General features: G+C 70.2%; 14 protein-coding genes. 8 read left to right on the top strand and 6 right to left on the bottom strand.

Annotated elements, in window-relative coordinates; genetic code table 11:
- Positions 1–38 precede the first annotated feature (38 nt).
- The 4 genes from P0R32_RS03000 to P0R32_RS02985 all read left to right on the top strand — a co-directional run bounded on the left by P0R32_RS03000 (position 39) and on the right by P0R32_RS02985 (position 2,448).
- Positions 39–887, top strand: coding sequence for a hypothetical protein (locus P0R32_RS03000; RefSeq protein WP_276238446.1), 849 nt, complete (start codon positions 39–41; stop codon positions 885–887).
- Between the two features lie 95 nt (positions 888–982).
- A complete protein-coding gene (locus tag P0R32_RS02995) occupies positions 983–1,411 on the top strand; it encodes a 30S ribosomal protein S6e (protein WP_276238445.1) in 429 nt (142 codons plus the stop codon).
- 40 nt (positions 1,412–1,451) lie between these two features.
- Positions 1,452–1,892 carry a DUF7112 family protein gene (locus tag P0R32_RS02990; RefSeq protein WP_276238444.1) on the top strand — a complete coding sequence of 147 codons (441 nt, stop codon included), beginning with the start codon at positions 1,452–1,454 and terminating at the stop codon, positions 1,890–1,892.
- A gap of 85 nt (positions 1,893–1,977) precedes the next feature.
- The gene (locus tag P0R32_RS02985) at positions 1,978–2,448 is read left to right on the top strand and encodes a DUF5807 family protein (protein WP_276238443.1); all 471 of its coding nucleotides are present in this window, start codon (positions 1,978–1,980) and stop codon (positions 2,446–2,448) included.
- A gap of 27 nt (positions 2,449–2,475) precedes the next feature.
- Here the strand turns inward: P0R32_RS02985 and P0R32_RS02980 are convergent, their stop codons facing one another.
- From P0R32_RS02980 to P0R32_RS02970, 3 genes are all read right to left on the bottom strand, one after another.
- The gene (locus tag P0R32_RS02980) at positions 2,476–2,844 is read right to left on the bottom strand and encodes a hypothetical protein (RefSeq protein WP_276238442.1); all 369 of its coding nucleotides are present in this window, start codon (positions 2,842–2,844) and stop codon (positions 2,476–2,478) included.
- 127 nt (positions 2,845–2,971) lie between these two features.
- The gene (locus P0R32_RS02975; protein ID WP_276238441.1) at positions 2,972–4,177 is read right to left on the bottom strand and encodes a DHH family phosphoesterase; all 1,206 of its coding nucleotides are present in this window, start codon (positions 4,175–4,177) and stop codon (positions 2,972–2,974) included.
- 230 nt (positions 4,178–4,407) lie between these two features.
- The gene (locus P0R32_RS02970; RefSeq protein WP_276238440.1) at positions 4,408–4,863 is read right to left on the bottom strand and encodes a universal stress protein; all 456 of its coding nucleotides are present in this window, start codon (positions 4,861–4,863) and stop codon (positions 4,408–4,410) included.
- 134 nt (positions 4,864–4,997) lie between these two features.
- Between P0R32_RS02970 and P0R32_RS02965 the strand changes: the two genes are divergently transcribed.
- Together P0R32_RS02965 and P0R32_RS02960 are read left to right on the top strand one after the other, a co-directional pair.
- Positions 4,998–7,781 carry a PAS domain S-box protein gene (locus P0R32_RS02965; protein ID WP_276238439.1) on the top strand — a complete coding sequence of 928 codons (2,784 nt, stop codon included), beginning with the start codon at positions 4,998–5,000 and terminating at the stop codon, positions 7,779–7,781.
- A gap of 127 nt (positions 7,782–7,908) precedes the next feature.
- A complete protein-coding gene (locus P0R32_RS02960) occupies positions 7,909–8,496 on the top strand; it encodes a DUF7474 family protein (RefSeq protein ID WP_276238438.1) in 588 nt (195 codons plus the stop codon).
- Between the two features lie 22 nt (positions 8,497–8,518).
- On the opposite strand, the gene P0R32_RS02955 is transcribed toward P0R32_RS02960, so the two are convergent.
- Complete coding sequence (locus P0R32_RS02955; protein WP_276238437.1) at positions 8,519–9,271, bottom strand: DUF7979 domain-containing protein; 753 nt, start codon at positions 9,269–9,271, stop codon at positions 8,519–8,521.
- 94 nt (positions 9,272–9,365) lie between these two features.
- Between P0R32_RS02955 and P0R32_RS02950 the strand changes: the two genes are divergently transcribed.
- The gene (locus P0R32_RS02950; protein WP_276238436.1) at positions 9,366–10,778 is read left to right on the top strand and encodes an MFS transporter; all 1,413 of its coding nucleotides are present in this window, start codon (positions 9,366–9,368) and stop codon (positions 10,776–10,778) included.
- A 128-nt stretch (positions 10,779–10,906) separates the two neighbouring features.
- Positions 10,907–11,527 (top strand): hypothetical protein, encoded by a 621-nt coding sequence (locus P0R32_RS02945; RefSeq protein WP_276238435.1) that lies wholly within the window; start codon positions 10,907–10,909, stop codon positions 11,525–11,527.
- 106 nt (positions 11,528–11,633) lie between these two features.
- Here P0R32_RS02945 and P0R32_RS02940 read toward each other — a convergent pair whose 3' ends face one another.
- Together P0R32_RS02940 and P0R32_RS02935 are read right to left on the bottom strand one after the other, a co-directional pair.
- Positions 11,634–12,377, bottom strand: a complete 744-nt coding sequence (locus P0R32_RS02940) for a DNA polymerase sliding clamp (protein WP_276238434.1) — start codon at positions 12,375–12,377, stop codon at positions 11,634–11,636.
- Positions 12,378–12,473: 96 nt separating this feature from the next.
- Entirely contained in the window at positions 12,474–13,343 is an 870-nt protein-coding gene (locus tag P0R32_RS02935) for a DNA adenine methylase (RefSeq protein WP_276238433.1), read from the bottom strand.
- Positions 13,344–13,463: the final 120 nt, after the last annotated feature.

The raw sequence follows: 13,463 nt of genomic DNA, 5'->3' as shown, positions 1-13,463 counted from the left end.
GGTGGCGTTTTGTCTGCGCGTCGCGACCGGACCGGCGAATGGACCGTCGTCTCCGCGCGGCCCTCGCCGTCGCGCTCGTCGTCCTCCTCGTCGCCGCCGGGGCGGTCGGGTTCGCGTTCTACCGGTTCGTCCAGCCCGTCCCCGAGTCGTACAGCCACACCGCCGAGTACCGGGCGTACGTCCAGCCGAACGCGACGCTGACGAACGTCACCCTCTACCTCCCGCTGCCCGTCGAGAACGGGAGCAGTCCGGTCGGCGACGCGCTCGTCGCCGGCTCCCCGGGCGTCGTCGACGCGCCGCCCGACTGGTCGTTCTCGGTCGTCGACACCGCCGCCGGCCCGATGCTGGCGCTGTCGGTGCCGACGCTGGAGCCGAACTACCGCGAGCGCCCGGCGCCGCGACCGATCCCCGACGACGGCGCGACCGACACCCCGAGCGCGGCCACCCCGACGCCCGCCCCCGGAACGACGCCGATCCGGACGCTCGACTACTACCTCGTGAGCGTCGAACTGGCGTTCGACGAGCCCATCGACACGCGCTCGCCGGTCGACTCGGAGGCCGTGCTCCGACCGCGGCTGAACGCGACCGACACCGACTGCCCGTTCCCGACGGGCGAGGAGGCGGCGTGCCGGGCGTTCGGCACTCGGATGTTCCTCTCGTACGAGGCCCCCGAGGACGCGACGCTCGACGTGCTCGTCACCTACGAGGCGCGCAACGACTGGTTCGCGGGCGGGTGGACGGGCAACTCCTTCCGCCAGACGGCCGGCACCGTCGTCCGCGGCGACGGCCCCGGATGGGTAGCCGTCGGCGGCGAGGAGGAGACGGGCGTCGGGACGTACCGCGGGGCGCCGAGGGGGAGCGCGGCCGTTGCGGTGCGGTCGGGATAGCGGGGACCTCGCCGCACACAGACGCTGGCTCGAACCGTCGGTTCTCGCCCGCGCTTTCGACGGTCTTTTCTCTCACCGCCGAGCATTGCCCCGTAATGGCTGAATTCAAGATCGTCGTGGGCGACGACGCCGGCGACACGCGGCAGTTCGACGTGGACGGGCAGGACGCGAACCGATTCCTCGGTCGCGAGATCGGTGACGAGGTCGACGGCGCCGCCGTCGGCATCGACGGCGTCGACGTGACGATCACCGGCGGCTCCGACAAGGCCGGGCGCCCGATGCGCGAGGACGTCCCCGGCGGCGACCTGAAGGAACTCCTGCTCGAGGGCGGCGTCGGCTACAAGCCCTCGCGCGACGGCGAGCGCAAGCGCGTCACCGTCCGCGGGCGTCAGATCTCCGAGGAGACCGTCCAGATCAACGGGCGCGTCGAGGGCTCCATCGCCGAGGCGCTCGGCGAGAACGAGGAGGAAGAGGAGGCGGACGAGGCCGAGGCCGAGGCGGACGACGAAGACGACGAGGAGTAACCCCGGAACACCCTTCTCTCGCGCTCCCCACCGCCCGACCATGAGCGACAGACTCGCCAGCGACGCCGACGAGGTGACCACGCTCCGAGCCAGACTCGCGCGCTCGGGTGGCACCCGCCTCCCCTGCCTCCGAATTCCCGACGACGCCTCCGTGTCGGCGGGCGACGAGATTCGACTCGTCCTCGACGGCGACCAGCGCCACGCGCAGGTCTCCAGCGACGCGAAGGGCCTGCTCGTGCGGGGCGCCTACGACAACCGCCGACTCATGCGCGAGGCGGCCAGCGGCGAGGGGGAGAACCGCCTCGTGGAGTGGGCGCGCGACCACGACCGCGACCCGGACGACGCCGTCGACCTCGACGAGGTCGACCCCGGCTACCTCTACGGCCTGCGCGTCCCGGGCGAGCGCACCGTCTACGCGGTGACGAAACGCGCGGACAAGGGGTTACAGGACATCGCCGACTCGCTGTACGACGACTCGTAGCGGCGCGTGACGGGACAGCACGGGACGAGCCGTATCCCGACCCGCGACGGACGACCTTTTACGACTCGCGCGCCCACTCGGAGCCATGACCGACGACGACGGCAAACTCGACGAGTTCCTCGCGGGCGAGCGACTCGACGACGTGGCCATCTACCTCACGCACGACCACCTCGACGAGCAGGGCAAGATCGCCAACATGGGCGAGGCCGTCGACGACGGCGTCGTGCTCGTCGTCCCCGGCGACGACGGGCGCAAGGCGTTCGCCGCCGGCACCGGGATGCAGGCGATGCAGTTCGCCAAGGAGGCGATGGCCCGCGACGGCGTCATCTACCCCGACCTCGGCGGTGGGGAGTGCCCCGACGCCGTCGAGGAGCCGACCGAGGACCACGACGCGGAGTTCGTGTTCGCGTTCGGCGAGGAGCAGAACGAGGGTGTCGGCGGCCTGTACGCCGAGGGCGACGTGATGCACGCGTACGCCCACTGTAGCTGTGGGACCGACTACTCGCACAAGTGGGTCATGGGCGAGTACAGCGAAGAACCGGCGGTCGAGGAGTAACGCGGTCTCGTCGCGTCTGTTCTCGGGTTAGCCCTGCGCCCACTCGACCGCTTCCTCAAGCGAGCCGAACACGTGGACCTCGGCGCCGACGTCGACGGCGGCGCTCACGGCGCGCGCTTTGATCCCCTCGGAGACGAACGCGACGCGGTCGACACCGGCGGCGTCGACGTTGTCGCTCCACTCGCGTGCGAGGTGTCTCTGTGTCTCGTGGCCGAGCGCGATGTCCGGCCCGAACACCGTCACCGTCCCCGAGATGTGTGCCGCGCTCGCGTCTCTGCGCCACTGGGTCTCGATGTCGGCCATCCCCTCGGTCTCACCGTCCCACGCAGAGAGGTCGTAGACGAGGACGGAGTCGTGTTCGCGGCGCGCGTAGTCGAAGGCCGTGTGTACTGCCATCGGCGGAGCGACGGTGGAGCCGTAGATAACGCTGTGCGCGAGAGAATCGGCTGCGAGAGCCGGACGCACAGGGTTATCACCGCTCGATGCCGCCGGCTCCGGATCGACGTCGCCGCGAACTGGTTGCTTACTCGTCGCCGCCGTCCGCCTCGCCGTCCTCGTCGACGAGCGCCTCGAACGCCCGGAGGATGACGCGCTTCGTCGTCGCGCCTTCGGTCGTCCAGTGGTGCGCGTAGTCGAGCATGTCGTCGTACACGTCGGGCTTACAGCCGGCGGCCTTCGGGTGGCCGCCGCCGTTGACCTGCCCGGCGACCTCGTGGGCGCGCTCGAACCCCTCGGAGCCGCGGATGGAGGCGGAGCCGGAGGGTTTGACGATCACCGCGGCGTCGGCGCCCTCCTCGCGGAGCGCGTCGGCGACCTCGTTCTGGGAACAGCGGCCGTAGGTGACGCCGACGGTCCAGTCGCCGACCTCGTGGTGGACCGCGCGGTCGACGGCCTTCTCGATGAGTTGGCGCTTCTCGACGCGGCGGTGTTCGACGTACTCGGTCGCGACCGCGGGGAGTTCGGCGCCGTACGCGCCGACGATGGCGGCGTACTCCTCGGCACCGGTCCAGTAGGCGTAGTCGGCGAGGTCGTGCGAGCGGGGGTCCTCGTTGAGCCAGAGGTCGTGGTCGCGGGTCACCGCCGCCAACTCCACGAACCGCTCGTCGAAGTCGTAGTCGAGCGAGCGGAGCGTCACGTCGGTGGAGCACTCCTCGTCGCTCTCGCCGACGACGAGGTCGACGCCGAGTTCGCGCACCGAGGCGGCCAGCTCCTCGTCCCACTGGTGGTGGTCGAACCACCGCACCGCGTCCGCCGTCTCGACGACCGCCGTCAGGTCCTCGGCGATGTACTGGAACTCGTCGGGGCAGATGTCGCAGACGAACACGTCGGTGCCGTCCTCCAGGAACTCGGCGGCGTACTCCAGATCCTCCTCGAAGGAGTGGGGGCCGGAGGGGAGCAGCGCGACGGGCGACTCCTCGCGGTCGTCGTCCTCGTCGGCGTCCTCGCCGAACTCCTCCTCGTACGTGTCGTCGAGTTTGGCGCGGCGCCGTGCCTCGAACGGCTCGGGGTCGAGCGCGGCGTCGTACGCCTCGCGGATCAGCGCGACACAGCCGAGGCCGTCGGCGTCGGAGTCGGTGATGACGACCGCCTCGGCGCCCTCGACGGCCTCCTTCGCGCGCTCCTCCGAGCGGTCCTCGTCCAGCGAGTCCGGGTAGAAGAACCCCTTCCCGGGGATCCGCGAGCGGCGGTCCAGCGGGAGGGCGCTCGTCTCGATGAGTTCGTCGTCCATACCGCGGGGTTGGGACGGGTGGGGAAAACAGCGGTGGTGTGGCGCGTGGCCGAACGGAGTGAGACCACGACAATCGGCGGCGCGGTCCCGTGGCGCGCCGCCCAGTCGGTGCGTGGCCGAACGGAGTGAGGCCACGAGACTGCGAGCGGGGAGCGTAGCGACCCGCGAGCGTGCTGCGTGGTCGAGCGCAGCGAGACCACGACAATCGGCGGCGCGGTCCCGTGGCGCGCTCAGGCCGAGGCGTCGACCTCGGAGTCGCTGTCCAGTTGCCGCACCGTGAGCACGGGGACCGGGCAGGTGCGGACGACGCGCTCGGCGACCGACCCGATGAGGAAGCGGTTCTCGCCGTGGCGACCGCGGGTTCCGGTGGCGACGAGGTCGGCGTTGATCTCGCGGGCGTAGTCGGCGATCTCGTTTGCCGGGCGCCCCTCCCGGACGACCGCGGTCACGTCGCGGCCGGCGCGCTTCTGAACGTCGACGATGGCGGCGCCGCCGCGCTCCTGCAGGGCGTTGCGCATCTGCTCGCGGACGGCCTCGGGAGAGGAGTCCACCTCGCCGCTGTCGACGACGTACAGCGCGTGGACCGCCGCGTCGAAGCGCTCGGCCAGATCCAGCGCCGCGTCGACCGCACGGCTCACACTCTCGGAGCCGTCGGTCGCGACGACGATGGTGTCGAACTCGGGCATCACGCGAGTGTTCCGGGGGCACCCGCTTAAATCTCGGCGCTCCCCGCCGGAGCGGGCAGCGTGTGATCTATCTGATATTCGGACGGCTACCACTTATGAGGTCCCAGTGTAATCTCAGGTCGACTATCGGATCCATGCCCGACACCGACGACGCGATACGAGTGCTCCACGTCGACGACCAGCCGGCGTTCGCCGAGTTGGTCGCGACGTATCTGGAGCGCGAACACGACCGAATTACCGTCCACAGCGCGAGTAGCGCCGAAGAAGGGCGGGAGGTGTTGGCGAGCGAGCGGGTGGACTGTATCGTCTCCGACCACGACATGCCTCGCGAGAACGGAATCGAGTTCCTGCGGTCGGTGCGCGCGGAGTACCCGGAGTTACCGTTCGTGTTGTTCACTGGGAAGGGGTCCGAGGAAATCGCGAGCGAAGCCATCTCGGCAGGGGTGACCGACTACCTCCAGAAGGGGCCGGGCAGCGACCAGTACACGCTGTTGGCGAACCGGATCGTGAACGCCGTCGAGGCGTTCCGGTCGCGCCAGATGCTGACCGAACGGACGCGGCGACTGGAGACGCTGATCAGCACGCTCCCCGGGATCATCTACCGGTGTCTGAACGAGCCGACGTGGCCGATGGAGACCGCCGACGGGGAGGTGGAGGTGCTGACGGGGTACACTGCCGCGGAGTTGGAGGGCGACGAGGTGGTGTGGGGCGAGGAGGTGATCCACCCCGACGACCAGACGTGGACCTGGGAGGCCGTCCAGGAGGCGCTCGACGACCGCGAGCGGTTCGAACTCACCTACCGAATCCGAACGCGCGAGGGAGAGACGCGGTGGGTGTGGGAGCGCGGCCGCGGCGTGTACGACGCCGACGGCGCGCTGGAGGCCATCGAGGGGTTCATCACCGACGTGACCGAGCGCCGGGAGCGCCAGCGTCGCCTCGAACAGACGACCGCCCGACTGGAGGCGTTGTTCGAGCACTCGCCGGACATGATCGACGTCCACGACGCCGAGGGGAACATCGTCGACGCGAACCCACAACTGTGCGCAGAGACCGGGTACGACGTCGAGGAACTCACCTCGATGGCGGTGTGGGATCTCGACCGATCGATCGACCGCGAGGAGGGCCGCGAACTGTGGAGAGAGATGGAGCCAGGCGAACGACTGGAGTTGGAGGGGCGCTACGAGCGCCGCGACGGCTCCACGTTTCCGGCGAAGATCCACGTCAGACGCCTCGACCTCGACGGCGAGGACCGCTTCCTCGTCAGCAGTCGAGACATCTCGGTGCGTAAGCGTCGCGACCGGAAGCTGGAGCAGCTCCGCGAACGCTCGCGCGCACTCAACTACACACAGACGGTCGAAGAGACGGCGCGGCTGGCGGTCGACGCCGCCGCCGAGATCATCGGCGCCGACTTGAGCAGCGTCCACATGGTGACCGACGACGGGAACAGCCTGAAACCGATTGCCGTCGGCGACCCCGTGGCCGAGACGTTCGGGGAGAAACCCGTCTACGACCAGTCGGCGCCGTCGGGGACGCGGGCCAACTTCGCGTGGGACGTGTTCGACGACGGCGACCCGACGTACCTCGAATCGACGACCCGCACATCCGAACTCGAGGAGGAGACGCCCGCCGAGAGCGTCGTGTTCCACCCACTCGGCGGCCACGGCCTGTTCATCGTCTCCTCGCCCGAGCGAGCCGCATACTCCGAGACCGACCGACTGCTCGTTGAGATCCTCGCCAACTACCTCGAGACCGCGCTCGACCGCGTCGCCCGCGAGGAGGCGCACCGCGCGCGCCAGCGGAGCCTCGAACGGCTCCACAACGCGACGCGAGAACTCGTCACCGCCGAGTCGAGAGCGGCGGTCGCCGAGCGGGTCGTCGCGGCCGCCGAGGACATCCTCGGCTTCTCGGTCGTCGTCGTTCGGTTCCACGACTCGGCGGATGACGAACTCGTCCCGGTAGCCGAGTCCGATACGGTCGGCGGCCTGCTCCCGCCGCGTGCGGTGTTCTCCGCGGAGTCGCCCAGCCTCAACTGGCACGCGTACAAGGACGGCGAAGCCCGCGTGTACGACGACATCGAGGCGGTCGAGGGCTCCTTCGACGCGGGCACGGGGTTGCGGAGTCTGATGGTGCTCCCGATGGGGGAGTTCGGGACGCTCTCGGTGGCCGAGACGACCCCGGACGCGTTCGACGAGAGCGACGAGTTCCTCGCCGGCATCCTCGCCACCGCCGCCGAGACGGCCCTCGACGTGCTGGAGGGCGAGCAGTCGCTTCGCGAGAGCCGCAACGAACTTCGGCGGCAAAACGAGCGGCTGGAGGAGTTCGCGAGCGTCGTCTCCCACGACCTGCGCAATCCGCTGAACGTGGCGACCGGTCGACTGGAGTTCGTGAAAGACGAGTGCGACAGCGAGCACCTCGACGCCGTCGAGCGCGCACACGACCGGATGGGCGCGCTCATCGACGACCTGCTCGCGTTGGCTCGCGATGGGAACGACGAAATCGACCCCACGTCGGTCGACCTGGCGACGACGGCGCGCGAGTGCTGGGGGAACGTGGAGACACCCGGAGGGACGCTCGTCGTGACTGCAGAACGGTCGATCCAGGCGGACCGCCGCCGCCTCAAACAGCTGTTCGAGAACCTCGTCCGCAACGCGGTCGAACACGGCGGCGACGAGGTCACCGTGGTCGTCTCCGACTTCGCGGACGGGTTCGCCGTCGAGGACGACGGCGTCGGCGTGGCGCCGGCGGACCGCGAGTCGGTGTTCGAGGCGGGGTTCTCGACCGCCGACGGCGGCACCGGCTTCGGCCTCCGGATCGTCAAGCAGGTCGCCGACGCTCACGGGTGGGACATTCGGCTGACCGAGGGCGACGACGGCGGCGCGCGCTTCGAGGTCACCGGCGTGACGTTCGTCGACGAGTAGCCGGCGACGTCGACGGCGCCACCGCCGCCACCGACCCCACCGACGAGTGACCGCCGCCGAGGCGGGACTCGGTCGGCGCTCGGAACCACGACACCTAAGCCGTCGACTCTCTCAACACAGGACACCCGTGCCCCGGTTCGCGTACCCCTGCCCCGGCTGTCGCACCACGAACAGCCTGCACGACGCCGACTGCGACTTCGAGGGGACCGAGTGGCACCACATCGAACAGGCGTACACCGACGTGCTCACCGTCCTCGTCGACGGCGCAGTCACGGAGTCTGCCCTCCAGCACGCCGTCCACGACGAGTGGTCCGGGCTCCACCGCGCGGCGCTGGACCTGCTCCAGCGCGAGGGCCGCGTCGAGGAGGACGGCGACACGCTCCGCCTGCTCACCGCCGAGCGCTACCGCGAGGAGGTCTCGGAGCCGACCCGCGAGCCGATGGCGACCATCTACCGGAAGGGGAGCTACCCCGGCTGCCACGACAACGCGGTGTTCGCGATGGTCGCGTGGTACGAGATGGTCGGGCTCTCGTGGCAGGAGACCCGCCAGAACGTGGTTGACTGGCTCCACACCTCCGGCACGTGGGACCGCGGCGGCTTCGAGGAGTCCTCACCCGAACAACTCGTCGACAGCAAGCGCCACGTGTACGAGGCCGGCTACGGCTGGAAGGAGAAGGCACAGGCCGCCAAGCGCGTCATCGAGCGCCACGGCTGAGCCGTCGCCTCGAACTGGGCCGTCAAGTCCGCCAGCGATTGTATCCGAGCGTCCCGAGCCCCGCCAGCAGCGCGACTATCCCCACGGCGCTGGCGACTAGCCCGACGAACGTCCCCTCTGGGAAGCCGAAGTCGTCGGTGTGTGAGACGGCTTCGACGGCGTAGTACGTGCCGTCGCGCTCGACGATGGGGTCGTCGGGAACCGGCTCGTCGTTCCACGGGCGGTAGGCGAACGCGTCGTCGGACTCGGTGGCGTTGCGGATCTTCCGGAACGTCTGTTGTTCGGCCGGCGAGAGGTCGTCGTAGGAGACCACCAGTTCCTCGCGGACCGCCGCCGCGACATCTGACTCGTTCGCGACGGTCGTCGTCACCTCCCCGTCGGCCAGCGTGAACGCGTGGTAGGTGTCGTACTCGGCCGAGAGGAACGAGTAGTTCCGGCGGAGTTGCCGCACGTCGGCGGCGACCGCGTCCGAGTCGACGGTCGCGGAGCCAGTCGCCATCGCCGTCTCCAGCACCTCGCGCGTCCGGTTAGGTGCGCGGAAGTCGTCTCGAACGTGGCGGTACTGGAACGACTCGGGGCGGAACGTGAGCGAGGCCGCGTACTGCTCGGCGAGCACCGTGTCGTTCTCGTAGTCGATCGGTGTCGCCGCGTAGCCCGCTGAGGAGCGGTACCGCTCGGGGCCGTCGGCGGCGTCGAGCGCGAACGCGTACGCCGGCCCCGGGAGCAGGAGGAGGCCGACGAAGACGAGCACGAGCGCGGTGCGGTCGGAGGGCATCGCCTGCGGATCGCCTGTAGCGCTGTAAGTGTCTTCTGCGTCGACCGGCGGACCCGACCACGACCGCTAAGTTCCCGCACGCCGACGGTCCGCCGTGACCACTTCGTCCGACGACCCCGACGCCGCCGACGCGGCGGCCGGCGGTTCGTCGACCGACGGCGGGGACGACACCCCCCGCGGCTCCCGGCGCGCCGTCGCGGTCGTCATCGGCGTCGTCTTCCTCGACCTGCTCGGCTTCGGCGTCGTCATCCCGATCCTCCCGTTCTACGTGCGCTCGTTCGGCGTCTCGGACGTGTTCATCGGCCTGACCGCCGCCTCCTACTCGCTGGCGCAGTTCCTCGCCGCGCCGACGCTCGGCCGCATCTCCGACGAACGCGGTCGTCGCCCGGTGATCGCCTTCTCCGTCGCGATGGCCGGCGTCGCGTGGCTGGTGTTCGGCTTCGCCACCGAGATAGGCGCCGTCGCCGGCACCGCCGCGGCCGTCGCCACGCTGCTTATCTCGCGGACGCTCGCGGGCGCCGCCGGCGGCAACATCTCCGCGGCGCAGGCGTACATCGCGGACGTGACCCCCCGCGAGCGGCGTGCCGGCGCCCTGGGGCTCGTCGGCGCCGCGTTCTCGCTGGGGTTCGTGTTCGGCCCCGCGCTCGGCGGCGTCGCCGCCAGCGACCAGGTCGTCTCGGCGGCGGACGCACTGCTCCCGGCGTTCGTCCCGACGACACGGTTCACGCTCCCGAGTTTCACCGCCGCGGCGCTGTCGTTCCTCGCGTTCGGCGCCGCCCTCATCGTGTTGAAAGAGCCCGAGCGCACGCGGTCGACGGGCGCCCGCAGCAGTTCGCTGGTCGAGCAGTTCCGTACGGCGCTGGCGGATGACGCGCTCCGGCCGCTCGTCGCGTCGTACTTCGTCACCTCGGTCGCGTTCGCGGGCATCCAGGTGATGTTCATCCCCTTTGCTGCGGACTACTACGGCTACGACGCCACCGCGGCGGCGGTGTTCCTGACCTACATCGGCGTACTCGGCACGATCAACCAGGGCGTCCTCGTCGGGAAACTGGAGCGGTACCTCGGCGCGATCAAACTGGCGGTCGTCGGCGGGACGGCGCTGGCGGCGTCGCTCGCGTTCCTCCCGTTCACCCCCGAGATTGGTGCGCTCCTCCCGCTGCCGGGCGACCCCGGCGACGGCCTGCTGTCCGGGCCGCTCCTCACCGGGCCGACCGTCGCACTGTTCGCCGTCGGCGCGCTGCTGTCGTTCGGCAACGGCTCGCTGAACGTGTCGCTGTCGACGCTCGTCTCCGACCGCGCGAGCGACGAGACACAGGGCGCCGCCTTCGGCGTCACGCAGGGCGCCGGGAGCCTCGGGCGGACCGTCGGCCCGCCAGTGGCGGCGTCGGCGTACGTGCTCGCCTACTGGTCGCCGTTCGTCGCCGGCGCGGTGCTGTTGGTGCCGGTGGTGTACGTGCTCGCGCGGGGCCGGACACTCGGCGGGAGCGACGCCGCGGGCGCGAAGTGACCGCGGCCTCGGAGAACAGGGTCGCGCTCGCGCCCGAACCGTCCGACCGATCGACTGGTTGGACGGCCCCCGGCTGGACGTGTCACCCCTCCAGAAACTATTCAGCGGAGATCCGCGAACGAGTCTGTGTGCGTTCCCGCCCTCCCGCCGGCCGTCGACGCGCAGCGAGCCGACTGCTCGGCGTACTCGGTGCGGCGTCCGCGACGGTCGCCGCCGTCGGCGTCGTCGCCCCCGCACCGCTCGCCGACGTCTTCGTCACGGCGCTAGTCGGCGGCGCGGCGGCCGTCGCGGTCGGTGGGGGCGTCGCCGCCTGGACCGGCCGGCGCCTTGGCGTGTGGGTCGCGGCGCTGACGGTGACGGCGTTCTCGGCGGTCGGACTCATGACCGTCGGCTTCCTGTTCGTTCCCGCGGCGCTGTGTCTCCTCGCCGCGGCGGCGCTGTCCGGGTGGGCGGGGCCACTCGTCGCCGCGTCGTCGACGCCGCCGACGCCGCGGCGGGCCGCGCTCTACGCGGTGGCCGGCGCTGTCGCGGTCGGCGTCGGTGCGTGGCTGGTCGACGTCGCCGCGTTCGAGCGCGACCTGTTCGGCTCCTGTGCCCGCGAGACGCCGGCCTGCGTGGCGGCGACGACGAACTGGCCCGCCGTGGCGGCGGCCGCCGCGGGACTCGCCGCCTGCGTGGTCGGCGCGTGGCTGTTCGGTCGTGGCGTGGTCGCGGCAGGGCGGCTCGTTCGAGCGTCGTCGGGGTCGTAGCGAGGGGCCCGCCAGTCGCTCGGAGAGAGTGGAGTCGAGTGCAGAAACGGCCCGACAGCGCGCGGGTCGACCGACGACCGCGCCCGAGCAGGGGCGTGTGCGTCCGTCAGTCGCTCTGGATGCGCGGCGCGAGCATGTATGTCACCTGCCCCATCCCCTCGCCGAACTCGTAGTGGAGTTTGACGGGGAACTCCTCGCCGAGTTCGACGCGGACCTCCGCGTCGCTCGGGATGGCCTTGTTCATGTCCTTGAGGTAGTCGAGGCTGAACAGCGAGTCGGCGGGGCCGGCCTGCAGGTCGATGAGGTCCTCGCGGTCCAGACGGAGGTCGACGTCGTCCGTGTCGCCCTCGGCCTCGATGAAGAACGCCTCCTCGGCCTCGTCGACGCGGAGGCGGATGTGGTCCGACACCATGTCGGCGGCCTTGATCCCGCGGTTGATCTGGGCGCCCTCGACGACGATCTCGGCGGGCAGGTCCAGATCCGGGATGTCCGGCTCCTGGCGGATGGAGTCGGGGTCGATGAGCGCGAGCGTGTAGCTCAGGCCGTCGATCTGGATGTGGAGCTTGCGGGTCTCCTCGTCGAGTTCCAACTGGACGAGGTCGCCGGAGGTGGCCATGCCGGCGATGTCCTCCAGGCGGTTGAGGTTGACCCCGATGACCCCTCCGTCGGCCTCGTAGGACTCGAACGCCGCGGCCTCGAGCGTGAGGTCGACCATGCCGACGTTGGCCGGGTCGACGGCGCGGATCGCCAGCTCGTCCTCGTTGAGCCGGATCTTACACTCGTCGACCAACACGCTCACCGAATCGAGCGCGTCCCGGAGGGTGGAGGCGCTCACGATGGCCTTGAACATATATCGCGGGCTACGGGTGTGCCCATAAAAATACCCGCGGTTCGGGTCGCGGGCGGGATGCCCGCGACGCCGTCGCCGCCGCCGTTCGCGCGGCCCTCACTCGAACGACGAGAGCGTCGTCCGCCGCTGTTCGTCGACGGGCACGTTCGTGATCAGTACCTCGGCGACCTCGCCGCGGTTGTCGGCGTCGCTGTTAATCGCCCGCGTCGCCTGCACAACGTTCACCTCGAACTGGTCGTACTCCTCGTACAACTCGGCGACCGGAGGCGAGTTCGAGAGGACGACCGAGACGCCAGCCTCGTCGAGGTCGACCGCCAGGTCGCGGAGCCGTTTCTGGTCGTCCTTGCCGAATCCCTCCGCGTGGTAGTCGTTGAAGTTCGCCGTCGTCGACACCGGCTCGTACGGCGGGTCGAAGTAGACGAGGTCGCCAGCGGTGGCCGCCTCGCGCACGTACTCGAAGTCCTCGTTGTGGATGGTCGTGTCCTGCAGCACCTCGTGGAGCGCGCGGATGCGGTCGGCCTGCACCCAGTCGGGGTTGGCGTACCGGCCGACGGGGACGTTGAACTCGCCGCTGCTGTTCTCGCGGTAGAGGCCGTTGAAGCAGGTCCGGTTGAGGTAGACGAACAGCGACGCCTCGCGGAGGCGCTGTTGGTCGGTCTTGTCGGCGACCGCGTGCAGCTCGTTGAACTCGTCGCGGGCGTCGTAGTAGTACTCCTCCGAGTGCTCGTGGCTCCGGTTCTCCTCGATGAGCACCTCGGGGTCGCGGTCGCGAATAACCTCGTAGAGGGTCGTCAGCCGGTCGTTGAGGTCGTTGAGAGAGCCGGCGTCCGGCTCGAGGTGGAAGAACACCGCGCCGCCGCCGATGAACGGCTCGTGGTAGCGGTCGAACGCGACGGGGAACTGCGCCGTGATCTCCGAGAGGAGTTGGCGCTTCCCTCCGGCCCACTTCAGGATCGGCTCGACCATGCAGTTGGTTGCTCTCTCGCCCGCCGCTTCTTAAGCGCTCTCACGCGGCGGCGACGTGCCAGCGTGCCGCCCTGCCGATCTGTCTGCCCGGAGTGACGAACATATTTGTACGCGCTCCTC

It is taken from the genome of Halobaculum marinum, assembly GCF_029338555.1.
Classification (GTDB): Archaea; Halobacteriota; Halobacteria; order Halobacteriales; family Haloferacaceae; genus Halobaculum; species Halobaculum marinum.
Note: the sequence above shows the minus strand (reverse complement) of the source record. Positions and strands in the feature narration are given on the sequence as shown.